The sequence below is a fragment of the Streptomyces sp. NPDC098101 genome (assembly GCF_044760185.1).
Lineage (GTDB): Bacteria > Actinomycetota > Actinomycetes > Streptomycetales > Streptomycetaceae > Streptomyces.
Genome location: NZ_JBIWAS010000001.1, coordinates 171,042 through 192,514, shown reverse-complemented (window position 1 = coordinate 192,514; position 21,473 = coordinate 171,042). Strand labels below are relative to the sequence as shown.

The window sequence follows — 21,473 nt, the reverse complement described above, 5'->3', positions numbered from 1 at the left end:
CGCCGCCCCCCTGTGGGCCGAATGCAGCACGGGGCCGCGCATCGCCCCCGTTCCCGGGTAGACCCACCGGGACCGCTTCCGAGGTGACGTGAGGGGGGTGACGGGTGGCCGTGGACGCCGGTGCCGAGGTGGTCGTCGTCGGGGGCGGTGCGGCCGGGCTCTCCCTCGCGTGGCGGCTGCTCGCTCCTCCGGACGGCGTCCCCGCCCCCCGGGTCACCCTCGTGGAGGCGCCGCCGGGGCCGCTGCGGCCCCCGGAGCGCACCTGGTGCTTCTGGGAGGCCGGGCCGGGCGCGTACGACTCCTTCCTGACCGCGAGCTGGGGCGGGCTGCGGGTGCGGGGGCCCGACGGGTCCGGCCCCGTGCGTCCCCTCGGCGGGCTGCGGTACAAGATGCTGCGCTCCGGGGACTTCGAGCGGGGCCTGCGGCCGAGGCTCTCCGCGCTGCGCCGGGTCGAGGCCGTCGTGGAGGAGGTGGCCGACGGGCCGGACGGCGCCGTCGTGAGCTGCCGCGCGGCCGACGGGACCGTCTCGCGGCTCCGGGCCCGCTGGGTCTTCGACTCCCGGCCGCCGGCCGCCGCGCCGCCCGCGCGCACCGCCCTGCTCCAGCACTTCCGGGGCTGGTTCGTGCGGACCGAACGCCCGGTGTTCACGCCGGACGTGGTCGAGCTGATGGACTTCCGCACGCCCCGGCCCGCGTACGGCCTCTCCTTCGGCTACGTCCTCCCCACCGGCCCGTACGAGGCGCTCGTCGAGTACACCGAGTTCGGCCGGGCCCCGCTGACGACCGCCGCCTACGACCGGGCCCTGGCCTCGTACACCCGGGACGTGCTGCGGCTCGGCCCGTTCCGGGTGCGCGACACCGAGCAGGGCGTCATCCCGATGAGCGACGGCCGCCACCCCCGCGCGGCCGGGCGGCACGTCTTCCGGGTCGGGGCGGCGGGCGGGGCCGTCCGTCCCTCCACCGGGTACGCCTTCGCGGCGATCCAGCGGCAGGCCCGGGCCGTCGCGGACGCCCTGCACGGGGGCCGCCGCCCGCTGCCCCCGCGCGCGTACTCCTCCCGGGCGCTCGCGATGGACTCCGTCCTGCTGCGCGGCCTCGACACGGGCCGGATCGACGGCCCGGCCTTCTTCACCGGGCTCTTCGCCCGCGTCCCCTGCGAGCGCCTGCTCCGCTTCCTCGACGGCGCCACCGGCCCGGCCGAGGAGTTCTCCATCGGGCTGCGCACGCCCGTCCCCGCCATGCTCCGCACGGCGGCCGAAGTCCCCCTACTCCCCCGGCGCCCCCGGCCGGGACCGCACCAGGAGGCCCCCGATGACCGGCCGTGAACACCCCTCGGGCCCGGAGCGGGCCGCGGCGCGGCGCCGCGGCCGCGACCGCCGGGCGGTCGTCCTGCCCGCCCACCCCGGACGGGACCGGGCGGACCGGGACGGGCCGCGCTGCGCCGTCGTCGGCGGCGGGATCGCGGGCATCGCCGCCGCGACCGTCCTCGCGGAGCGCGGGGTGCGCGTCACCCTGTACGAGCGCGAGGCGTCGCTCGGCGGGCGGCTCGCCGGATGGCCCGTGGAGCTGGCGGACGGCTCCGCCGCGACGATGAGCCGGGGCTTCCACGCGTTCTTCCGCCAGTACTACAACCTGCGCGGCCTGCTGCGGCGGGTCGACCCGGGCCTGGAGCGGCTGCGGCCGCTGCCCGACTACCCCCTGCTGCACGGCTCGGGCCTGTACGACAGCTTCGCGCGCGTGCCCCGCACGCCGCCGTGGAGCGCCGTGGGGTTCGCCGCGCTCAGCCCCTCCTTCGGCGCGCGGGACCTGGCCCGGATGAACCCCCGGGCGGCGCTGCCCCTCCTGGACGTGCGCCTCCCCGGCGTCCACGAGCGGTACGACGACGTCAGCGCCCGGGAACTGCTCGACCGGATCCGGTTCCCGGAGAAGGCCCGGCATCTCGCGTTCGAGGTCTTCTCGCGCAGCTTCTTCGCCGACCCCGGGGAGCTGTCGGCGGCCGAACTCGCCCTGATGTTCCACATCTACTTCCTGGGCTCCTCCGAGGGGCTGCTCTTCGACGTGCCCGACGAGCCCTATCCGCAGGCCCTCTGGGAGCCCCTCGCCCGCTACCTCGAAGGCCACGGCGCCGACATCCGCACCGGCGCCCCCGTCGACCGCGTCGAGGCCGTGCCGGGCGGGGGCCACCTGGTCCACGGTCCGGGCGGCGCGGAGCGCGTCGACGCGCTGGTCCTGGCGCTCGACACCGCCGGGCTCCGGGCCGTGGCGGCGGCCTCGCCCACCCTGTGCGACGAGGCCTGGCGCGCCCGGGTCGCCGCCCTGCGCACGGCCCCGCCCTTCCTGGTGACCCGGCTCTGGCTGGACCGTCCCGTGGCCCCGGACCGGCCCGGTTTCCTCGGGACCGGTGGCCACGGGCCCCTGGACAACATCAGCGTCCTCGACCGCTGGGAGGGCGAGGCCGCCCGCTGGGCCGCGAAGACCGGCGGCTCCGTGGTCGAGCTCCACGCCTACGCGGCGGACGCGGCGGCGGGTCCGGAACCGGTCGCGCGGGAGCTGGTCGAGCGGCTCCACCGCGTGTATCCGGAGACGGCGGCCGCGCGGATCGTGGACCGGCGCGACGAGTGGCGGGACGACTGCCCGCTGTTCGCCGTCGGCGGCCACGCGGACCGGCCCTCGGTCGACACCTCCGACCCCACCGTCACCGTCGCGGGCGACCTGGTCCGCACCGACCTCCCGGTGGCCCTGATGGAGCGGGCCGCCACCACCGGCTTCCTGGCCGCCAACGCCCACCTGTGGCGCTGGGGCCTGCGGGGCCAGACCCTGTGGACGGTGCCCCGGCGGGGCCGGTCGGCGGTCCTGAGGGCGGCGGCCCGGGCGTACGGGGAGTACTGAACGGGGCTCGGTGGGCCGGGACCCGGTCGTTCAGCCCGGGAACAGCCCCCGTGCCCGCAGCGACCAGCGCCGCTCGGCGTACGCCAGGTCGTCGCGCCACAGGCGGCCCGCCGCCGCCCGCATCGCCGGGCGGAGGAGCGGGGCCGCCAGGCGGGCCACGGCGAATCCCCGCCGGTCCGAACCGGCGACGACGGCCTCCACGACGGCGGTGCGCGGGCGCCGGGCCCCCGCCGCCGTCAGGGGCGTCGCGTGCGTCTCGACCACCGAGCCCGTGCCCTCGCCCGCCGTGATCCGCATGACGACCGTCCTCGGGTCCGGCGCGGTGAACACGGCCCGGACGGGCACCACGACCCGTCCGGCCACCTTGAACGACACCTCGACCTCCAGCTCGTCGTCCTCCTCCGTCGGGGTCCGCAGGACCTCCAGGTCGACGAAGGAGTACGGGTGGAGCCAGGCGCCGTGCCAGGGGTCGAGGCGGTTGGCGACGACGTCCTCCGGCTCGCACGTGCCCACGCCCGTGTAGACGGCGCCGACCGCTCCGGCCGCCGGCGGGCGCTCCGGCACGAGGGGCCGTTCCGTGGGGGGTTCGCCGCCCGCCCGGTCGAGCCTGACCCACAGCAGCAGTCCGTCGTCGTGGACGGGCCACGGCGCCCAGCCCGCGAAGGGGCCGCCGTCCAGGGCGAGTCCGTGCCAGTGGCAGATCAGCGTCCCGCACCGCACGACGCTGTCCTTCAGCGGCGCCCCCAGGTGCGGGCAGGCGCCCGGGCCCACGTGGGGCGTGCCCTCCGCGTCGCGCCACAGGACGATCTCGGTGCCCGCCACGGTCCGTCCGAGCGGCCGGCCCTCCCCGAGGTCGCGGCTCGCGCCGACGACGAACCAGTTGCCCGAGGGGCGGGCCTTCGACCGGTCCAGCGCCTCGGCGATCAGGGCCGGTTTGGCGTCCCGCCACGTCGGCCGCTGCCGCTCCCAGGAGACGGGGTTCCGGCGCAGCCGCAGCGGGATCTCCGGCCTCCGCATCGCGCTCACCGCTCGCCGCCTCCCGTCGTCCGCGTCGTCTCCGCGATCTCCGCGGTCTCCGTCGTCCCCGTCTTCTCCGCCGTCTCCGTCGCCCGCCTCGTGCGGTCGAGTTCGGCCCCGCTCCTCGCCCACGTCCTGCGGACGTCCGTGCGCGGCACGGCCGGGACGGCGGCGGAGGCGGCGCGGGACCGGTCCGGCAGGGTGCGGGCGGCGAGCGCGCCCACCAGGCCGCGCGCCGCGACGGCCGCCCTGCGGCGGCGGCCGACGACCGCCCGGCGGTGCACCGCCGCGTACCCGTCCCGCTCGATGGCCGTCAGGATGTCGCGGTACAGCACGAAGGCGGCGCGCACGCAGGGCGCGGACACGGGGGCGAGCCGGGCGATGCCGGGCTCGGCCTCGCGGTAGACGCCCCGGGTCAGGGCGGCGGCGGCCCGCAGCGCGGCGGTGATCCGGGGGTCCCGGCAGCCGGTCAGCCTGCTCCACATCAGCAGGTCGGGGTCGACCCCGTACGCGGCGAGGAGGTCCAGGGGCAGGTAGACGCGCCCCCGGTCGAGGTCCTCGCCCACGTCCCGGAGGAAGTTGGTGAGCTGGAAGGCCCGGCCGAGGGCCGCCGCGTACGGCTCGGCCTCCGCGCGGGGGACGACGGTGCCGAGGACGGGGACCATCTGGAGCCCGATGACGGCCGCCGAGCCGTGCATGTAGGCGTGGAGGTCGGCGTACGTCGGGTACCGCTCGACCGTCAGGTCGCTGCGCATCGACGTCAGGAAGTCGGTGAAGTGGCGCTCCGGGATGTGGTGGCGGGCCCGGGCGTCGGCCGCCGCCATCACCACCGGTTCGCGGACCTCCCCGCCCTGGACGGCGTGCCGCCACTGGCTCTCCAGGACGTCCAGGGCGGCGGCGCGCTCCTCCGCGGGGGCGTCGGTGCCCAGGTCGTCGACGATGTCGTCGGCGCGCCGCGCGAAGCCGTACAGGGCGTGGACGGACGCGCGCCGGTCGACGGGCAGGAGGCGGGTGGCGAGGAAGTACGTCCTGCCGTGGCGGGCGTTCAGGCGCCGGCAGGCGGTGTACGCGGCCCGCAGGCGCGGGTCGGTGATGCCGGCGGCGTCCAGCTCCCGGGCCGTCATCGCGCGGCCCCGCTCGCTCCGGGCACCCGGGTCCGGTCCGTGCCGGGCCGCGCGGGGCGCCGCCCGGTGCGGGCGGCGCCGCCGGTGATGCGCGCGGCGGCGAGCTTCCCGGAGATCAGCACCGTGGGGACGCCGACGCCGGGGGTGGTGCCGCAGCCCGCGAGGACGGCGTTGGCCGTGCCCCGCACCAGGTTCCGGGGCCGGAAGGGGCCGGTCTGGGCGAAGGTGTGGGCGGCGGAGAAGGGGGTGCCTGCGGCGTGCCCCTGGGCCGTCCAGTCCGCCGGGGTCACCAGGGCCTCCTCCTCGATCGACGCGCCGAAGCCCTCCAGGCCCCGGCGTTCGAGCTCGCGGACGAGCGCGTCGCGGTAGCGCGGGCCGAGGTCGCCCCAGTGGGCGGCGTCCGGTCCGACGCGGGTGTTCGGGCAGGGGGCGAGGACGTAGTGCAGGTGGCGGCCGGGCGGGGCGAGGGAGGGGTCGGTGGCCGTGGGCCGGGTGACGAGCAGCGAGGGGTCGCTCATCAGGCGCCCCCGGTCGATCAGCTCGTGGAAGGTGCCCTCCCACGCGTGCCCGAAGGAGAGCGTGTGGTGGGCCAGGTGGTCCCAGGTGCGGTCCGTCCCGGCGTGGATCACGACCGCGCTCGGGGAGTGCCGCAGCCGGAGCGGGCGGCGGGGCTCCTGCCCGAGGAGGCCGTAGGCGACGGGCAGGTCGGGGGTGAGGACGACCGCGTCGCAGGGGATCCGGCCGTGCTCGGTGAGGACGGCGGTGACGCGCTCGCCCCGGCGTTCGAGCGCGGTGACCGGCTCGTCGTACCGGACCGTGCCGCCGGCCCGTACCACCGCGTCCGCCATGGCGGCCGGTACGGCGTGCATCCCGCCGCGCGGGAAGTACACCCCGGCGACCGTGTCCATGTAGGCGATCACCGCGTAGGCGGCCAGGGCCCGGGAGGGTGCCACGCCCGCGTACAGGGCCTGGAAGGAGAAGACGCGCCGGAGCCGTTCGTCCGAGAGGAAGCGGGCCACGGCCCGGTCGAGCCGGCCGAAGCCGCCGAGGGCGGCGAGCCGGGCGAGGTCGGGGTGGAGGAGCTGGAGGGGGGAGTCGAAGTTGGCGTCGATGAAGCGGCGCATCTGGACCGCGTACAGCTCCTCCAGCCAGCGGCGCAGCCTCCGGTACCCGTCGGCCTCGCGGGGCCCGGCGAAGGCGGCGACCGCCGTCTCCATGGCCTCGGGGTCGGTGTGCACGTCGAGGCGGGTGCCGTCGGCGAACAGCGCCCGGTAGGCCGGGTGGAGGGGCACGAGGTCGACCCGTTCGCGCAGGGAGTCGCCCACCGCGCGGAAGGCGTCGTCGAGGATGTCGGGCATGGTGAGGACGGTGGGCCCGGTGTCCGTGCGGTAGCCGCCGAGGTCGAGGCGTCCGGCGCGGCCGCCCGGGAGCGGGTCGCGCTCGACGACGGTCACCCGGCGTCCGGCGCCGAGCAGGTGGAGGGCGGCGGCGAGCCCGGAGAGCCCCGCGCCCACCACGACGACGTGGTCCGTCGGCCCCGCGATCGCCTTCACCGGGCCTCCCCGATGAGCACCGGGAGGGTGGGCGGGACGGAGGGGACGGGTGGTTCCGGTGCCGGGCCGGTGGCGCGGCCGGGGCCCGTCGCCGACGCGGGGGTGCGGCCGGCGCTCGTCTCCACTCCGCAGGCCGCCGCGAAGAGGTGCGCGATCCGGTCCGCCGCCTCCCGTGCGAGCCCGGCGCGCGCCACCGTCTCCGCGCCCCGGGCGCACAGCTCCTCGACCCGCCGGGCGACCCGGTCCCGGGCCCCGCAGGCGACGAGCAGGTCGAGCGCGCGGTCCACGTCCTCCTCGGTCGTACGGGCTCCGCCGGTGATCCGCTCCAGGAGTCCGAGCCCCGCCCGGTCGCCCAGCTCGGCGCACCGCTCCCCGGCGACGGCCAGGAGGTAGGTCGCCTTCCCCTCCCGGATGTCCTCGCCGACCGGCTTCCCGGTGGCCGCCGGGTCGCCGAAGGCGCCCCGCACGTCGTCGTGGAGCTGGAAGGCGAGCCCGGCGGAGCGGCCCGCCTCGCGGAGCGCGCGGACCGTGCCGTCGGGCGCTCCCGCGAGGGTGGCGCCCAGGGCCAAGGGGTGGCCCATCGAGTAGAGGGCCGTCTTCAGGACGGCCGTGCGGGCCGCCCCTTCGGCCGAGGCGTCGCCGGTGACCTGGGCGCGCAGGTCGAGGTACTGGCCCGCGACCATCTCCGTGCGCATCACCCGCCAGACCCCGGTCGCCCGGGGCGCGGACGGCAGCCCCGCCACGGCCTCGGCGAAGGCGTCGTCGGCCCAGGCGAGGGCCAGGTCCCCGGCCAGGACGGCGGCGGCGCCGCCGAACGTGCCGCAGGGCAGCGCCCGCTCCCCCGTGCCGAACCGCGCGTCGAGCTGCACGTGGACGGAGGGGCGCCCCCGGCGCAGGGGCGAGCCGTCCATCACGTCGTCGTGGATCAGGGCGCACGTCTGGATCAGTTCGAGGGCCGCCGCGACCCCCAGGGCCGCCGGCGTCTCGCGCGTCCCGCCGCCGCTGCCCCGCAGCGCCCACCACAGGAACTCGGCGCGCAGCCGCCTGCCGCCGCCGAGCGCGAAGGCGGCGACCCGGTCGGCGATGTCGGACGCGAAGTCCGGGTCGGCGTCCGCCGCGTCGGCCGTCCGCTGCCGGAGGACGGCGGCGAGGCGCTCCTCGACGGCGGCCGGCACCCCCTCGTCTACCTGAAGTGGATCGGGCACGCGCATCGGTTCACCCCTCGCTCGCCGGGCGGCATCTCTTCGTCCTCACGGGTCATTCAGTACCGCCGGGGAGATCGGATGCACCGTTCCTTGGGCCGCCCGGCCCAATCACCGGCCGCCGTCCCCGGCGGGGTGGCGCCGTGAACGGGATCCGGCGGGGAAGACTCCGGTGGACGAGAACCCCAGCGGAGGAGCGGACCATGTCCTTGTTGCGAGACGCCGACCTCGCCCACGCCTTCGACCACGCCTCGCGGACCTACGACCGGATGACCTCCGCGAGCCCCGGCTACCACCGGCACCTGCTCCGCTCCGCCCGCCGCCTCGCCCTGCCCGACGGCGGCCGGGGGTGGTCGGTGCTCGACCTCGGCTGCGGTACGGGGGCGTCGACGCGGGCGCTGCTCCGGGCCGCGCCCGGGGCGTCCGTCACCGGGGTCGACGCGTCCGCCGGGATGCTCGACCGGGCGCGGGACAAGCCGTGGCCCCCGGGCGTCTCCTTCGTGCACGCACCCGTGGAGGGCATGGCGGAGGCCGGGGTGCGCGGCCCGTACGACGCGGTGTTCGCCGCCTACCTCTTCCGCAACGTCGCGGATCCCGACGGGGCCCTCGCCGGGGTGCGGGACGTGCTGCGGCCGGGCGGGCGCCTGGTCGTCCACGAGTACGCCCTCGGCGGCCCGGCGGTCCACCGGGCGGTGTGGTCGGCGGTGATGCGCGCGGTCGTCCTGCCGTGGGGGCGCCGCCACGGGGACGAGGCGCTCTACCGGCACCTGTGGCGCAGCGTCCTCGACTTCGACACCGCGCCCGCCTTCGCGGACCGGCTGCGCCGCGCGGGCTTCACGGACGTGCGGGTACTGCCGCAGCCGGGCTGGCAGACGGGCATCACGCACACGTTCACGGGCGTGCGGGGCTGAGCGGCCCCCTTCCGGCCGGGCCTGTGGCCGGGGCGTAACAGGCGATACATTTGGCCCCGGAAAGCACGCCGTCTGTACGGTCGAGGAAGGGAAGCCCGTGAGCCCCACGCTGGCCGACGAGATCCGGAGCAGGCTCGGTGACCTGAGCCCCGCCGAGCGCAAGGTCGCGCGGGTGCTGCTCGCGGGGTATCCGGCGGCGGTCTTCGAGACGGTCGCGACGATCGCGGAGCGCGCCTCGGTCTCCGCGCCCACGGTGCTGCGCTGCGCGTCGCGCCTCGGGTACAAGGGGTTCCCCGACCTCCAGGCCGCGCTGCGCGCCGAGCTGGACGTGCGGACCGCCTCGCCGATCACCCTGTACGAGACCGGCGGCTCGTCGCAGCGCGAGGCGTCCGGCGACGCGGACGGCGCGGACCCGCACCGGCTCGGGGAGCGGCTCGCGCTCGTGCGGCAGGCGGTGTCCCAGACCTTCAAGGAGCTGGCGCCGCACGAGTTCGAGGACGCGGTGGACCTCCTGGCCGATCCCCGGCGCCGCGTCCACGTGGCGGGGGGCCGGTTCACGCACCTGCTCGCCCGGTATCTGGGGCTGCACCTGACGCAGTTCCGCGACCAGGTGGACTTCCTGCCGGACGGGGACGTGGAACGGGCCTCCTTCCTGGCGCAGTTGGGCCGCCGTGACGTCACCGTCGTCTTCGACTACCGGCGTTACGAGACCGACAAGACCGTCATCGCGGAGCTGGCCCGCGAGCGCGGCGGCAAGGTGGTCGTGTTCACCGACCCGTGGCTGTCGCCGGCGGCGGCCCACGCCGACGTCGTCCTGATCAGCCAGGTGGCCTCGGACTCGCCGTACGACAGCCTCACTCCGGCCGTGGCGCTCATCGAGGCGCTGATCGCCGCCGTCCTCGAACGGGTCGGCGGCGACGGTCACGAGCGGATGAAGCGGGCCGAGGACGTGGCGCGGCGGGCCGGTCTGCTCTGACGCGCGGGGGTCAGCGGGGCGCGATGTCGATCCGGAGGCCGACGAGCGTCCGGGGGGTGGTGCCGTCGGTGGTCCAGGCCCCGGAGCCGCCGGTCCTGCCGAAGGTGACGGTGAAGCGGGGGCCGGTCTCGAAGGTGGTGGCGGTGGCGGTCCGCCGGGTCCGGGTGGCGAGTTCGCGCGCGGTGGCGCGGAAGGAGTACGACGGGCCGTCGGGGTTGGCCACCGAGTGGAAGACGTCGGTGTTGGCCGGGACGGGGCCGGTGGCGCGGGCGGTGAGGGGCCTCTTGCCGGGGGCGACGGTGGGCGTCCAGGTGCGGGCGTCGTAGCGGTCGCCGTCGGTGAGGTAGGTGTAGCGGGCGTCACGCAGGGACCAGCCGGCCGCCGTGGTGCGGGCGCGCGCCCGGCGCAGGTCGAGGACGGCGACGCCCTGGGTGCCGATCACCGTCATCCGCTCGTTGCGGCTGCCGGGGGCGTCGACGACCAGGGCGGTGTTCTCCTCCAGGGCGTAGACGCGGTCGTGGCCGGTGTCGGCGGCCAGGCGCAGGGCGCGGCCCTCGCGTCCGTAGGCGCCGGTGTGGGTGTCGACGAGCCCGGAGCGCAGGAAGCCGAAGCCGCCCTCCGGGATGTACCCGAGGCGGGTCGGGTCGTCGAAGTAGCCGGGGGCGCTGCCGTCGCGGAGCCCCTCGTACGATTCGCCGCCGCTGACCATGTCCGGTCCGGAGGCGATCTGGGCTCCGGCGGAGGATCCGGAGACGACCGCTCCCCGGGCAAGTTTGGCGCGGATGGCGGCGAGGACCTTGGAGTCGGTGTGCTTCTCGCCGTGGAGGAGGGTGGTGACGTAGCGGTACTGGTCGCCGCCGCCGAAGAAGAAGCCGGTCATGGACTCGACCTGGGCGACGACGGCGTCGGAGTCGGCATTGGCGACGTGGTCGAGGTCGATCGGAATCCACTGGGCGTCGGCGGCGCCGTGCTTCTCGAACAGCCCGGCGTAGTGGGCGCCGTTGCAGGCCGAGTTGGCGCACCGGTCCGGGTCGTCCGCGTCCGGGTCCTGGCTCTCGGGCACGGAGGCGGCGGTGATGACGCCGATGCGGGCCGCGGGGCCGCCGGCGCGCTCGACGATCTCGCCGTAGACCGCCGCGTTGTCGTCCTCGAGGGCGCCGCCGACCAGGACGAGGGAGCCCGTCGCGCTCCCGGGGCGGGCGGAGTGGTGGCCGGTGCGGGCCTGGGCGGCGGGGACGGCGGTGAGGAGGGCGAGGGCGATGCCGCAGGCGAGGGCGGTGCGGCGGGCGGGGCGGGCGGGTGCGCGCATGGTGCCTCCGTGGGGGTGGTGGGGTGGGTGAACGGGCCCGCCGGGACGCACGCGGGGGCCTTTGCGGGGTGGGGAAACGGTTCAGTCGTGCCCGGCGTCGCCGAGGGAGACGACGAGGGCCGCGAGGACGGCGACGCGATGGGGGACGCTGGAGACGTCGAGCCACTCCCCCGGGGTGTGGTCGGCGCCCCCGACGGGGCCGAGGCCGTCGAGGACCGGCACGCCCGCCCCGGCGATCAGGTTGGCGTCGCCGACCCCGCCGGTGGCCGTGGCACCGAGTTCCACGCCGACCGACCGGGCCGCCCGCCGCGCCCGGTCGAACATGCGGCGCGAGGCGGGGGTGTCCTCCATGGGCGGGCAGAGGTCGAGCCGTTCGACGGTGACGCCGGTGCCGGGCACCGCGGGGTGGTCGGCGGCCTCCCGGATGGCCCGCTCCGCGCACCGTACGCCGTCCGTGGTGGCGGCGCGGACCTCGACGCGCAGCTCGGCCTCGGGGCAGACGATGTTGGCGCGGGTGCCCGCGCGGACGACGCCGACGTTGACGGTGACGCCGTCCCAGCGGCCGTTGAGGGCCTGGAGGGAGACGGTCAGGTGCGCGGCGGCGAGGGCGGCGTTGGCGCCGCGCTCGGGTTCGATGCCGGCGTGGGCCGCCCGGCCGGTGACGGTGAGGCGGAAGTCGGCGACGCCCTTGCGGGCGATGACGAGGTCGCCGTTCTCGCGGGCGCATTCGAGGCCGAGGCCGTAGTGCGCGCCCCGGGCGGTGCGTTCGATGAGGCCGCGGCTGGCCGGCGAGCCGATCTCCTCGTCGGGGGTGGCGAGGAAGACCAGCTCGTCGTACGCGTCCTCGCCGTGCTCTGCGAGGAGGCCCAGGGCGGTGAGGCCCGCGAGCAGGCCCCCCTTGTCGTCGCTGACCCCGGGCCCGGAGGCGATGCTCCCGTCGACGCGGAAGGGGCGTGCGGCGGCGGTGCCGTCCTCGAACACGGTGTCCATGTGGCCGGCGAGGACGATCCGGCGTCCGCCCTCGGCCTCGGGGAGGCGGCCCCGCTTGCGGCCGACCAGGGCGTCGCCGGACCGGCGGCCGTCCACCGGGGCGAAGCGGACGCGCTCGACGTCGAAGCCGAGGTCCTCCAGGCGGCGCTGCACCCAGTCGGCGACCTCGTCGACGCCCTCGGCGTTGTAGGAGCCGGAGTCGATGGAGACGAGGGCCTCCAGGTCGCGCAGGTACCGGGCCCGGTGGGCGCGGGCCGCGCCGAGGAGTTCGGCGGCCGGCTCCCGCCGGCGGGTCGGGGCGCTCACAGGACCTTGGACAGGAAGGCGCGGGTGCGCTCCTGCTCCGGCTCGGCGAGGACCCGGCGGGGGTCGCCGGCCTCGACGACGACGCCCTCGTCCATGAAGACGGCGGTGTCGCCCGCCTCCCGCGCGAAGCCGATCTCGTGGGTGACGACGACCATGGTCATGCCGTCGGCGGCGAGCTGCCGCATGACGTCGAGGACGTCGCCGACGAGTTCGGGGTCCAGGGCGGAGGTCGGCTCGTCGAAGAGCATCAGCTTGGGCTTCATGGCGAGCGCGCGGGCGATGGCGACGCGCTGCTGCTGTCCGCCGGACAGCTGGGCGGGGTAGTGGCGGGCGCGGTCGCCCAGGCCGACCCGGCCGAGCAGTTCCCGGGCCTGGTCGCGGGCTTCCGCCTTCGGCACCCCGGCGACCCTGACGGGCGCTTCGGCGACGTTGTCGAGGGCCGTCATGTGCGGGAAGAGGTTGAAGCGCTGGAAGACCATGCCGATGTCCCGGCGGCGCGCGGCGACCTCGCGCTCGCGCAGCTCGTAGAGCTTGTCCCCGTGCTGCCGGTGTCCGACGGGCTCGCCGTCGACGGCGAGCCTTCCGCCGTCGACCTTCTCCAGGTGGTTGATGCAGCGCAGGAAGGTGGACTTGCCGGAGCCGGAGGGGCCGAGCAGGCAGCAGACCTGGCCCCGGTCGACCGTGAGGTCGATGCCCTTGAGCACCTCCAGCCTTCCGAAGCGCTTGCGGACGCCTTCGGCGCGCACCATGGGAGTGCTCATCGGTTCTGCTCCTTGCTGTTCCTGCCGAGCCGCTCCGCGGTCCCGCCCAGCAGGCGGCGGAACGGCGAGACGTGTCCGGCCCGCGCGGTGCCGCGTCCGTAGCGCCGCTCCAGCCAGGCCTGGGGGACGCTCAGGAGGGTCACGAGGGCCAGGTACCAGAGGCTGGCGACGACCAGCATGGGGATGACCTGGTAGTTCTGGGCGTACACGTCCTGGATGTTGGACATCAGGTCGTGGGCGGAGATGACCGAGACCAGGGCGGTCATCTTGAGCATGTTGATGGTCTCGTTGCCCATCGGGGGGATGATGACGCGCATGGCCTGGGGCAGGACGATCCGGCGCATCGTGAGCGCGGGCCTCATGCCGAGCGAGTGGGCGGCCTCGGTCTGGCCGGGGTCGACGGACTGGATGCCGGCGCGGACGATCTCCGAGGCGTAGGCCGCCTCGTTGAGGCCGAGGGCGAGCAGGGCCGCGATCGCGGGGGTCAGCAGGCTGTTGGTCTCGGCCTGGAAGAAGGTGACGTCGGTGAAGGGGACGCCGATCTTCACGTACTTGTAGAGGGCGGCCGCGTAGCCCCAGAAGATGATCTGTACGAGCAGTGGGGTGCCGCGGAAGACCCAGACGAAGGCGCCGGCGAGGCCGTACAGGACGGGGCTGGTGGACAGCCTCATCACGGCGACGAGGGTGCCGAGGGCCAGGCCGAGGAGCATGGCGGCGGCGGTCAGCCACAGGGTGGTGACCAGGCCGTCGAAGACGAGGTCGGCGAAGAGGTACTTCCCGACGACGTCCCAGCGCAGGTTGTCGTTCTTCGCCAGCGATCCGATCAGCCCGACCAGGGCGAGGAGCGAGGCGACGGCGGCGATCCAGCGTCCGTGGTTGCGGACGGGGACGATCTCCAGCTCCCGCACGGGGCCGGCGGGACCGGGGGTCCCGGCGGCTCCGGGGATACCGGCGGCTTCAGGAGTGCTGACGGCTCCGGGAGTACCGGCGGCTTCGGGGGTCGTGGCGGCGGAGGCCTTGGCGGTGGCCATCTCTAGTCCACCGCCGCGTTCTTCGTGGCCGTCTTCACCGCGATCGACGCGACGCCGTACTTGTCGTAGATCTTGGTGAGGGTGCCGTCGTCGATGAGGGCCTGGAGCGCCTTCTGGACCGCGTCCGTCAGCTCGGGCAGCTGCTTGCTGATCGCGATGCCGTTGGGCGAGGCGCGGTAACCGCCGGGCGCCGCCGGGTCCTCGACCAGGTCGAAGGCCTTGCCGGCGTCGGCGGTCTTGGCGACCCAGCCGGCGGCGGGCTTGGTCAGCACCTGTGCGACGACCTTGCCGGAGCGCAGGGCGAGCTGCGCGTCGGAGTCCTTCGGGAAGGTCTGGACGTCGATCTTCCCCCTGCCCGCCTTCGCGCAGGCGTCCTGGTGGGACTTGAGCAGGTCGAGCTGGTTGGTGGCGGCCTGGACGGCGACCTTGCGGCCGCACAGGTCGTCCAGGGTCCCGATCCCGGAGGGGTTGCCGTCGCCGACGAGGATGCCCGAGCCGGACTGCGAGTAGTCGACGAAGTCGACGACCTGCTGGCGCTCCTTGTTGTCGGTCATGGCCGACATGGCGGCGTCGAACCTGCCCGCCTGGATGGCCGGGACGATGCCGTCGAACTTCTGCGGGGCGAAGGCGAAGGCGACGCCGAGCTTGCCGCCGAGCGCCTGGCCCAGGTCGTAGTCCAGGCCGGTCAGGGCGGTCTCGCCCTCCTTCACGTACATCTCGAAGGGCGGGTAGGGGACGTCGGTGGCGACCCGGACCTTGCCGGCCTTCCTGATCCGCTCCGGCAGCATGTCGTGCAGGGCCTGGTCCTTCGCGATCTCCACCCCGGCGACCGAGACCCTGCCGTTCGCGACGGGAGCGGGGTCGGAGTCTCCGCAGGCGGAGAGGGACACGAGCGCGGTGGCCGCGGCGACGGCGGCGGCCGCGCGGCGTGCGGAACGAGCGTTCATCGGGTGGAGCCTCTCGGGGGATTCTTCGCCGGCGGAATCCGGCCGCCGACCACACCAGGGAAATTACAGATCACCTCCGAATCTGACTAGATGTACTTCGCGTTACGTTCGCGTAACGCGGACTCGGGAGCGCCTCTTCGCCCCTTCTACGGAGGTTTGGGCGGCGATTTCACCCCGGCCGGACGCGCCGCATACGAAAAAGGCCCGTACATCTTCCCGTCCGGATCGATGACTTGTATGTTCCGCTACCAACTCGCAGAGCCCCCTCTCTTCGCCCCCTGGAGCGCAGATGACGTCACGCCCCCTCCGCAGAACGACACCGGTCGCCGCCGCCCTGCTGGCGGTGACCGCGGCACTGACGGTGCACCAGCCCGCCCACGCGGCCGCCGACAGGATCCGGCTGGGCAGCGCCTCGGACGTGAGCAGGAGTTCCTGGAACGGACCCGCGTTCACGATGAACGGCGCCGGCGGCGTCGTGGCCGCCTCGATGTCACGCGCCGTCGACGAGATCCGCGGCGGCTCCGGCAGCATCGACGTCGTCGTCCTGGCCGGATCGGCCCCCACCTCGGGGAGCAGGACCCCCGAGTGCGACACCGTCATGGGCCTGACCGGCGTCAACTCCTGTACGACGTGGACGCTCACCGCCGCCGCCGACGGGAACAACGGCCAGGTCAACACCGACGTCCGCAACGCCGAGTTCATCTACTTCGCGGGCGGCGACCAGTGCAGGTACGCGGCCTGGAAGGGCACCGCCCTGGAGGCCTCGGTCGAGTCCGTCGTCGCCAAGGGCGGCGGCTCCGGCGGCGGAAGCGCCGGCCACCACATCAACAGCCCCGTCGTCTACGACGCGTGCGACGGCAGCGTGACCAGCGCCGAGGCGCTCGCCGACCCCTACGACAGCCACATCAGCTTCACCACCGGCATGTTCCAGTGGGCGAACTACGGCGGCGTGATCAACGACTCCCACTTCGTCACCCGCGACCGGATGGGCCGCACCATGGCGTTCCTGGCCCGCGCCGTGAAGGACGGGCTCACCCCGGGCGGGGCCGCCTGGGGCGTCGGGGTCGAGGAGGGCGGCGGCTCGCTGTTCCTGGACCGCGACGGCAAGGCCACCCAGTACGGCAAGGACGCCTATGTCGTCCTCGCCGACCACCAGCCCGAACAGACCGTCGCGGGCAAGCGGCTGACGTACTCCGGCTTCAAGATCTGGCGCCTCGCCCCCGGCGCGACGTTCGACTTCAAGAACCGGCCCGTCTGCGGCTACTACCTGCGCGGCGTCACCAACGGCACCCCGGACGCCAACCTCTACGGCGGCACGCCCGTGACGGACTGCGGCGGCGGGGGCGGCGGCCTCGCCGAGAGCGAGCCCAACGACACCCGGGGCACGGCCGACGACGCCACGGCCCTGGCGTCCCCCGGCTCGATCACCGGCGGCATGAAGTCGGCGAGCGACCGCGACTACTTCAAGGTCACCCTCGCCTCGGGCAGGACCGCCACCCTGAACTGCGCCGTCCCCACCGCCTACGACGCCGACGTGTACTGGCTGGACTCGTCCGGCGGCACCCTGGAGCGCTCCGTCACCAACGGCGCCGGGGCCGACGAGTCCCTCACCTTCACCAGGACCGCCTCCGGGACGGGCACCTACTACGTCGACGTGGAGGCCTACAGCGGCTCGGGGTCCGCCCCGTACACCTGCACCCTGACCAAGGGCTGACGCCGGGGCCGGGTCACCCGAAGTCGAGGCCCCCGGTGCGGGTGCGCTTGAGTTCGAAGAGGTCCGGGTGGGCGGCCAGGACGCGGAAGGCGTCGAAGAGTTCGGCCGCCCGCTCGCCGCGCGGGACGGCGCGCAGGACCGGGCCGAACCAGGCGGTGCCGTCGACGTGGAGCGTCGGGGTGCCGACGTACGCCCCGGCGTCGGGGTCCCGGCCCGCGTCGTGGCTGCGGCGGACCGCCGCGTCGTGCGCCGGGTCGTGCGCGGCGGCGGCGAGCCCGGCCGGGAGGCCGAGTTCGGCGAGCGACTCGGCGATCACGGCGCCGAAGTCCTTCCGCTTCCCCTCGTGGATGCGGGTCCCGTACGCGGTGTAGAGCGGGCGCAGGACCTCCTCGCCGTGCGCTTCGGCGGCGGCCACGGCCACGCGCACGGGGCCGAGGGAGGCGTCGACGAGCTCCCGGTACCAGCCGGGCAGTTCGTTGCCCTCGTTGTGGAGGTACAGGCTCATGACCCTGAAGCGGAGGTCGACGTCCCGGTGGCGCTCGACCTCCAGGATCCAGCGGGAGGTGATCCAGGCAAAGGGGCAGGCGGGGTCGAAATAGAAGTCGACGGTGGTGCGGGTGGCGGTCATGGGGCCGAATCTAGGCGGCGGACGGCCCGCCTCCCTGGTCCATTTCGAGGTCGTTCCGGCGGGCCATTCCCCCGTCAGCCCTCCCGGGTCATCTCCACCAGCTTGAGGACCGTGTTCCAGTTGCGGGCGGTGACCACGAGCCCCTTGGAGAGGGACGGCCGAGAGACGACGGCGCCCAGCCCGGACCCGCCGAGACCCTCGGGGACGTAGAGGTAGAGGACCCGGTCGCCGAGGGCGAAGGCCTCCGGGCGGTGGGCCTCCTGGTCGATCGCGGCGAAGCGCTCCGGGTCGGGCGGGCCCGAGAAGTAGAAGGCGTGGAGCTGCTTGCCGTCGATCCCGGCCGTGGGGAACGGGCAGTCCTCCGCGACGGCGGCGAGGTAGGCGCCGTCGCGGACGAGGCAGTCCACGCGGAACCCGAACCGGTCCTCGATCGCTCCTTCGATCGCGGCCGTGAGTTCGTCCTCCGGGGCGCCGCCGCCGGTGGTGATCACGGCGTTCCCGCTCTGGAGGTGGGTGCGGACGTTCTCGTGGCCGAGGCCTTCGAGGAGGGAACGGAGCTCCGCCATGGGGACCTTGCGGTGCCCGCCCACGTTGATGCCCCGGAGCAGCACCGCGTATGTCTGCGTCATGGCCCCAACCTACGACCCTGCGCCGCGGCCCCGGCGCGAAAGGGCCACCGCGCCTCGTGGGGGGCGGCACGGTGGCCGGTTCGAACACTGTCCGATGAAGAGGGGCGGGAGAAGGACCTTCACCCTACTGTGACTTTTTCAACAAGGTTTCGTAATGACGGGCCGTCCGCGAACCGTTCATTTGCCTCGATAGCGGGCGGGTGCCCCGGCGGATGCGAGACTTCGACGCGAACGCACAGGTCGGGTGAGGGAGAGGTCGATGGACGAGGCGCGGGCGCGGGAGGTCCTGGACGGGGCGGGGTTGCCGGCCGGGGAGGCCGGGCTCCTCGCACTCGGGGAGAACGCGGTCTTCGCCGTGGGCGACCTGGTGGTGAAGGTCGGCCGGGACGCCGAGCTGCTCGGGCGGGCGGAGCGGGAGCTGGCGCTCGCCGCCTGGCTGGCGGAGGCCGGGGTCCCGGCCGTGCGGGCGGCGGAGGAGCGGCCCCGGCTCGTGGCGGGCCACCCGGTCACCCTCTGGCACCGGCTGCCCGACGCGGTCCGGCCGCCCGAGCCCCGGGACCTCGCCCCGCTGCTCCGGCGGGTGCACGCCCTGCCGGAGCCGGAGGGCTTCGCGCTCCCCCGCCGCGAGCTGCTCGGCGGGGTGGAGCGGTGGCTGCGGCTCGCGGGGGACGCGATCGACCCGGCGGACGCGGCCTTCCTGCGCGAGCGGCGCGACGCCTTCGCCCCGGCGGCGGCCGCCCTGATCCCGCGCCTGGTGCCGGGACCGATCCACGGGGACGCCCTGCCCCGGAACGTCCACGTCGGCCCCGACGGTCCGGTCCTGGTCGACCTGGAGACCTTCTCCTCGGACCTGCGCGAGCACGACCTCGTCGTCCTGGCCCTCTCCCGGGACCGGTACGGCCTCGACCCGGCCGCGTACGACGCCTTCACCGGGGCGTACGGCTGGGACGTCCGGGAGTGGGAGGGGTGCGCGGTGCTGCGCGGGGCGCGGGAGACCGCGAGCTGTGCGTGGGTGGCCCAGCACGCGCCCGCGAACCCGAAGGCGCTGGCCGAGTTCGAGCGGCGGGTGGCCTCGCTGCGGGACGGCGACCCGGAGGTGCGCTGGTACCCGTTCTGACGCCCGGCCCGCCGTGACGGCCCGACCGGCCGGAAGGCCTCGGGGAGAAAACTGCCCGGGGAAGCGGCTAGCGGGTCGGCACGACCGCGTCGCGCAGGGGCCACGCGGTGTCGACGACCGCCTCCGCGTCGCCCTTGCGGCGCAGGAAGGCCTGGAAGTCCTCGGCCCAGGCGCGGTACCAGTCGATCTGGCGCGCGTGGAGCTCGGCCGGGTCGAGGTCGGCCACCCGCCGGTGCCGCTCGGCTATCGCGACGGCGACCCGGACGGCGGCGAGCGCGTCGGCCGCGGCCTCGTGCGCGGATTCGAGGACGACGCCGTACTCGCCGCAGACCGCCTCCAGGGTCCGCTTGCCGCGCCGGTAGCGGTCGACGGCGCGGTCGATGGTGTACGGGTCGACGACCGGGCCGATGCCGGTCCCGCCGAGCCGCTCCTCCATCGGGGGCAGTCCGTGGCGGCGCAGCTCGGCGGCGAGGAGCGTGAGGTCGAACGAGGCGTTGTACGCGACGACCGGGACGCCGTCCTCCCAGTACTCCGCGAGGGCCTCGGCGATCTCGTCGGCCACCTCCCGCACCGGCCGGCCCTCGGCCGTCGCGCGCTCGGTGGTGATGCCGTGGATCGCGGCGGCCTGCTCCGGGATGTCGACTCCCGGGTCGGCGAGCCAGTCCCGCCGCCGTGCGACGCGTCCCCCGCCGTCGACCTCCACGATCGAGGCCGTCACGATGCGGGCCTCCAGCGGATCGGTGCCGGTCGTCTCCAGATCGAAGCCGACCAGCGTCTCGCCGTGCCAAGCCATCGGGTCCTCCTTACGTGATCTCCCCCGTGGTACCGACCAGCCTCGCACGCGACACTGACAACCGCCTCGGGCGCCCCTCGCGGGGGCTCAGGAGACGGGCCGGGAGTCGAGCCAGACCGATTCGAACTCCTCACGGTACGTCTCGAACAGGCCGTGGTCCCCGTCACGGGCGTGCTGGTCGTGGCGGACCACGTTCCGGCCGCCGCCGCGCAGCACCAGGACCGGGGCCTCCATGCCCCGGGCGCGGCGCAGGTAGGACTGGACGACGCCGACCCCGTCGGGGCCGTCGCCGTCGACCAGGTAGGCGGTGAAGCGGGGGGTCTCGTCGAAGACGTGGATCTGGAAGGCGCCCGGGTCGCGGAGCTTGGAGCGGACCCGGCGCATGTGCAGGATGTTCATCTCGACCGAGCGGCTCAGTTCGCCCTTCTTCAGGCCGAGTTCCCGCTCGCGGCGCTTGACGGCGCTGCTGGCGGGGTTGAGGAAGAGGAGCCGGGTCCGGCAGCCGGACTCGGCGAGGCGCACCATGCGGCGCCCGGAGAAGTTCTGCACGAGCAGGTTGAGGCCTATGCCGGTGGCGTCGAGGCGGCGGGCCCCGCCGAAGAGGTCCTCGGCGGGCAGCTGCCGCTGGAGCCGGACCCGGTCGGGGTGGACCTGCACCACGTCCGCGTACCGGTCGCCGACGAGGTCCTCGACGGCGTCCACGGGCAGCCGGTCGGCGGACGGGACCCCGGCCCCGCTGCCGAGGATCTCCAGGATGCGGGCGGAGGCCCGCTCGGACTGGGCGAGGACGGTCAGCGAGAGGGCCCGGTTGCGGGAGACCACGTTGCGCGTGACCTCCAGCTCGTCGAGGGCGAGCTCGACCTCGCGGCGGTCGTCGAAGTAGGGCTCGAAGCAGGGCCAGTGCTGCACCATCAGCTCGCGCAGCTGCGGGAGGGTGAGGAAGCTCAGCACGTTGTCGTCGGCGGGGTCGAGGAGGTAGCCCTTGCGCCGCGAGACCTCGCGCACGGCGACCGCGCGCTGCACCCACTCCTGGCCGGCCGGTCCGGCGGCGGCGACCACCCACTCCTCGCCGTGGACGGGTTCGTACACGGGCCGCAGGACGGCGGCGACGACGGCCCGCAGGCGCTGTTCGACGAGATTCAGCCAGATGTAGGCGCGGCCGGCGCGCTGGGCCCGGGTGCGGACCTCGCTCCAGGCCTCGGCGTCCCAGTCCAGCTCGGCCCCTATCTCGACCGGCCGGGCGACGGCGACCGTGCCGGGGGGCGCGCCGGCGCCCGGCGGCACGCCGGTCCCCGGCGGTGCGGCCGCTCCGGGCGGCGCCTCGGCGGGGCCCGCGGGGCCCCCGTCCCGGCCCGCGTCCCCTGGGGGCAGCTCCAGACCTCCCGAGCTCACCCGCGCACCGCCTTCTGCTCCTGGACGCTCGTTTCGACCACTCCGACAACGATCAAGGAAGGGTACTCCGGGAGCGGGACGCGGTGCAGCAGGATCGTCAGGCTCCTTCCTCAACTGCCCTGGCGGAAGCGCCCGTTCCCCGGGGCGAGATCGGGTGGAGTGAGCGGATTCATAGCGGTTGCGC

Annotated in this window: 19 protein-coding genes; 6 read left to right on the top strand and 13 right to left on the bottom strand. The window is 75.2% G+C overall.

Annotated elements, in window-relative coordinates:
* Positions 1–104: 104 nt before the first annotated feature.
* Together ACIQVI_RS00825 and ACIQVI_RS00820 are read left to right on the top strand one after the other, a co-directional pair.
* The gene (locus ACIQVI_RS00825; RefSeq protein ID WP_403589648.1) at positions 105–1,325 is read left to right on the top strand and encodes a lycopene cyclase family protein; all 1,221 of its coding nucleotides are present in this window, start codon (positions 105–107) and stop codon (positions 1,323–1,325) included.
* Positions 1,312–2,889: an FAD-dependent oxidoreductase gene (locus ACIQVI_RS00820; protein WP_403589646.1), complete on the top strand. Its 1,578-nt coding sequence runs from the start codon at positions 1,312–1,314 to the stop codon at positions 2,887–2,889. Before ACIQVI_RS00825 ends, ACIQVI_RS00820 begins: the two co-directional genes overlap by 14 nt.
* A 30-nt stretch (positions 2,890–2,919) precedes the next feature.
* Here the strand turns inward: ACIQVI_RS00820 and ACIQVI_RS00815 are convergent, their stop codons facing one another.
* The 4 genes from ACIQVI_RS00815 to ACIQVI_RS00800 are packed head-to-tail and all read right to left on the bottom strand — an operon-like array spanning position 2,920 to position 7,794.
* Entirely contained in the window at positions 2,920–3,906 is a 987-nt protein-coding gene (locus tag ACIQVI_RS00815) for a DUF5914 domain-containing protein (RefSeq protein WP_403592168.1), read from the bottom strand.
* Between the two features lie 5 nt (positions 3,907–3,911).
* Positions 3,912–5,030: a phytoene/squalene synthase family protein gene (locus ACIQVI_RS00810; RefSeq protein WP_403589644.1), complete on the bottom strand. Its 1,119-nt coding sequence runs from the start codon at positions 5,028–5,030 to the stop codon at positions 3,912–3,914.
* The gene (gene crtI / locus ACIQVI_RS00805; RefSeq protein WP_403589642.1) at positions 5,027–6,583 is read right to left on the bottom strand and encodes a phytoene desaturase family protein; all 1,557 of its coding nucleotides are present in this window, start codon (positions 6,581–6,583) and stop codon (positions 5,027–5,029) included. The genes ACIQVI_RS00810 and crtI overlap by 4 nt, the downstream gene beginning before the upstream one ends.
* Positions 6,580–7,794, bottom strand: coding sequence for a polyprenyl synthetase family protein (locus ACIQVI_RS00800; RefSeq protein ID WP_403589640.1), 1,215 nt, complete (start codon positions 7,792–7,794; stop codon positions 6,580–6,582). The genes crtI and ACIQVI_RS00800 overlap by 4 nt, the downstream gene beginning before the upstream one ends.
* Before the next feature lie 194 nt (positions 7,795–7,988).
* Here ACIQVI_RS00800 and ACIQVI_RS00795 point away from each other — a divergent pair, with 194 nt between their 5' ends.
* Both ACIQVI_RS00795 and ACIQVI_RS00790 read left to right on the top strand, forming a co-directional pair.
* A complete protein-coding gene (locus ACIQVI_RS00795) occupies positions 7,989–8,696 on the top strand; it encodes a methyltransferase domain-containing protein (RefSeq protein WP_403589638.1) in 708 nt (235 codons plus the stop codon).
* A gap of 97 nt (positions 8,697–8,793) precedes the next feature.
* Complete coding sequence (locus ACIQVI_RS00790) at positions 8,794–9,672, top strand: MurR/RpiR family transcriptional regulator (protein WP_403589636.1); 879 nt, start codon at positions 8,794–8,796, stop codon at positions 9,670–9,672.
* Positions 9,673–9,682: 10 nt separating this feature from the next.
* Here the strand turns inward: ACIQVI_RS00790 and ACIQVI_RS00785 are convergent, their stop codons facing one another.
* From ACIQVI_RS00785 to ACIQVI_RS00765, 5 genes are all read right to left on the bottom strand, one after another.
* Positions 9,683–10,981 carry a cyanophycinase gene (locus tag ACIQVI_RS00785; protein WP_403589634.1) on the bottom strand — a complete coding sequence of 433 codons (1,299 nt, stop codon included), beginning with the start codon at positions 10,979–10,981 and terminating at the stop codon, positions 9,683–9,685.
* 81 nt (positions 10,982–11,062) lie between these two features.
* Positions 11,063–12,277 (bottom strand): M20 family metallopeptidase, encoded by a 1,215-nt coding sequence (locus tag ACIQVI_RS00780; protein WP_403589632.1) that lies wholly within the window; start codon positions 12,275–12,277, stop codon positions 11,063–11,065.
* The gene (locus ACIQVI_RS00775; RefSeq protein WP_403592165.1) at positions 12,274–13,026 is read right to left on the bottom strand and encodes an amino acid ABC transporter ATP-binding protein; all 753 of its coding nucleotides are present in this window, start codon (positions 13,024–13,026) and stop codon (positions 12,274–12,276) included. Before ACIQVI_RS00775 ends, ACIQVI_RS00780 begins: the two co-directional genes overlap by 4 nt.
* An 8-nt stretch (positions 13,027–13,034) precedes the next feature.
* Positions 13,035–14,069, bottom strand: coding sequence for an amino acid ABC transporter permease (locus ACIQVI_RS00770; protein WP_403589630.1), 1,035 nt, complete (start codon positions 14,067–14,069; stop codon positions 13,035–13,037).
* 2 nt (positions 14,070–14,071) lie between these two features.
* Positions 14,072–15,016: an ABC transporter substrate-binding protein gene (locus ACIQVI_RS00765; protein WP_403589628.1), complete on the bottom strand. Its 945-nt coding sequence runs from the start codon at positions 15,014–15,016 to the stop codon at positions 14,072–14,074.
* 289 nt (positions 15,017–15,305) lie between these two features.
* On the opposite strand from ACIQVI_RS00765, the gene ACIQVI_RS00760 reads away from it, so the two are divergent.
* Positions 15,306–16,730 carry a pre-peptidase C-terminal domain-containing protein gene (locus ACIQVI_RS00760; protein WP_403589626.1) on the top strand — a complete coding sequence of 475 codons (1,425 nt, stop codon included), beginning with the start codon at positions 15,306–15,308 and terminating at the stop codon, positions 16,728–16,730.
* Between the two features lie 13 nt (positions 16,731–16,743).
* Here ACIQVI_RS00760 and ACIQVI_RS00755 read toward each other — a convergent pair whose 3' ends face one another.
* Positions 16,744–17,358 carry a DsbA family protein gene (locus ACIQVI_RS00755; RefSeq protein ID WP_351971698.1) on the bottom strand — a complete coding sequence of 205 codons (615 nt, stop codon included), beginning with the start codon at positions 17,356–17,358 and terminating at the stop codon, positions 16,744–16,746.
* A gap of 74 nt (positions 17,359–17,432) precedes the next feature.
* Positions 17,433–17,987 (bottom strand): DUF1697 domain-containing protein, encoded by a 555-nt coding sequence (locus ACIQVI_RS00750; RefSeq protein ID WP_403589624.1) that lies wholly within the window; start codon positions 17,985–17,987, stop codon positions 17,433–17,435.
* Between the two features lie 259 nt (positions 17,988–18,246).
* Here ACIQVI_RS00750 and ACIQVI_RS00745 point away from each other — a divergent pair, with 259 nt between their 5' ends.
* Positions 18,247–19,104, top strand: coding sequence for a phosphotransferase (locus ACIQVI_RS00745; RefSeq protein ID WP_403589622.1), 858 nt, complete (start codon positions 18,247–18,249; stop codon positions 19,102–19,104).
* 67 nt (positions 19,105–19,171) lie between these two features.
* Here ACIQVI_RS00745 and ACIQVI_RS00740 read toward each other — a convergent pair whose 3' ends face one another.
* Entirely contained in the window at positions 19,172–19,897 is a 726-nt protein-coding gene (locus tag ACIQVI_RS00740; protein WP_351971695.1) for a 3'-5' exonuclease, read from the bottom strand.
* Between the two features lie 87 nt (positions 19,898–19,984).
* The gene (locus tag ACIQVI_RS00735; protein ID WP_053641949.1) at positions 19,985–21,181 is read right to left on the bottom strand and encodes an SAV2148 family HEPN domain-containing protein; all 1,197 of its coding nucleotides are present in this window, start codon (positions 21,179–21,181) and stop codon (positions 19,985–19,987) included.
* Positions 21,182–21,473: the final 292 nt, after the last annotated feature.

Coding starts and splice junctions, on each gene's coding strand:
- ACIQVI_RS00770 (WP_403589630.1), bottom strand. CDS start 14,069: ATGGCCACCGCCAAGGCCTCCGCCGCCACGACCCCCGAAGCCGCCGGT.
- ACIQVI_RS00760 (WP_403589626.1), top strand. CDS start 15,306: ATGACGTCACGCCCCCTCCGCAGAACGACACCGGTCGCCGCCGCCCTG.
- ACIQVI_RS00815 (WP_403592168.1), bottom strand. CDS start 3,906: ATGCGGAGGCCGGAGATCCCGCTGCGGCTGCGCCGGAACCCCGTCTCC.
- ACIQVI_RS00740 (WP_351971695.1), bottom strand. CDS start 19,897: ATGGCTTGGCACGGCGAGACGCTGGTCGGCTTCGATCTGGAGACGACC.
- ACIQVI_RS00745 (WP_403589622.1), top strand. CDS start 18,247: ATGGACGAGGCGCGGGCGCGGGAGGTCCTGGACGGGGCGGGGTTGCCG.
- ACIQVI_RS00750 (WP_403589624.1), bottom strand. CDS start 17,987: ATGACGCAGACATACGCGGTGCTGCTCCGGGGCATCAACGTGGGCGGG.
- ACIQVI_RS00820 (WP_403589646.1), top strand. CDS start 1,312: ATGACCGGCCGTGAACACCCCTCGGGCCCGGAGCGGGCCGCGGCGCGG.
- ACIQVI_RS00765 (WP_403589628.1), bottom strand. CDS start 15,016: ATGAACGCTCGTTCCGCACGCCGCGCGGCCGCCGCCGTCGCCGCGGCC.
- ACIQVI_RS00795 (WP_403589638.1), top strand. CDS start 7,989: ATGTCCTTGTTGCGAGACGCCGACCTCGCCCACGCCTTCGACCACGCC.
- ACIQVI_RS00755 (WP_351971698.1), bottom strand. CDS start 17,358: ATGACCGCCACCCGCACCACCGTCGACTTCTATTTCGACCCCGCCTGC.
- ACIQVI_RS00775 (WP_403592165.1), bottom strand. CDS start 13,026: ATGGTGCGCGCCGAAGGCGTCCGCAAGCGCTTCGGAAGGCTGGAGGTG.
- ACIQVI_RS00810 (WP_403589644.1), bottom strand. CDS start 5,030: ATGACGGCCCGGGAGCTGGACGCCGCCGGCATCACCGACCCGCGCCTG.
- ACIQVI_RS00800 (WP_403589640.1), bottom strand. CDS start 7,794: ATGCGCGTGCCCGATCCACTTCAGGTAGACGAGGGGGTGCCGGCCGCC.
- ACIQVI_RS00785 (WP_403589634.1), bottom strand. CDS start 10,981: ATGCGCGCACCCGCCCGCCCCGCCCGCCGCACCGCCCTCGCCTGCGGC.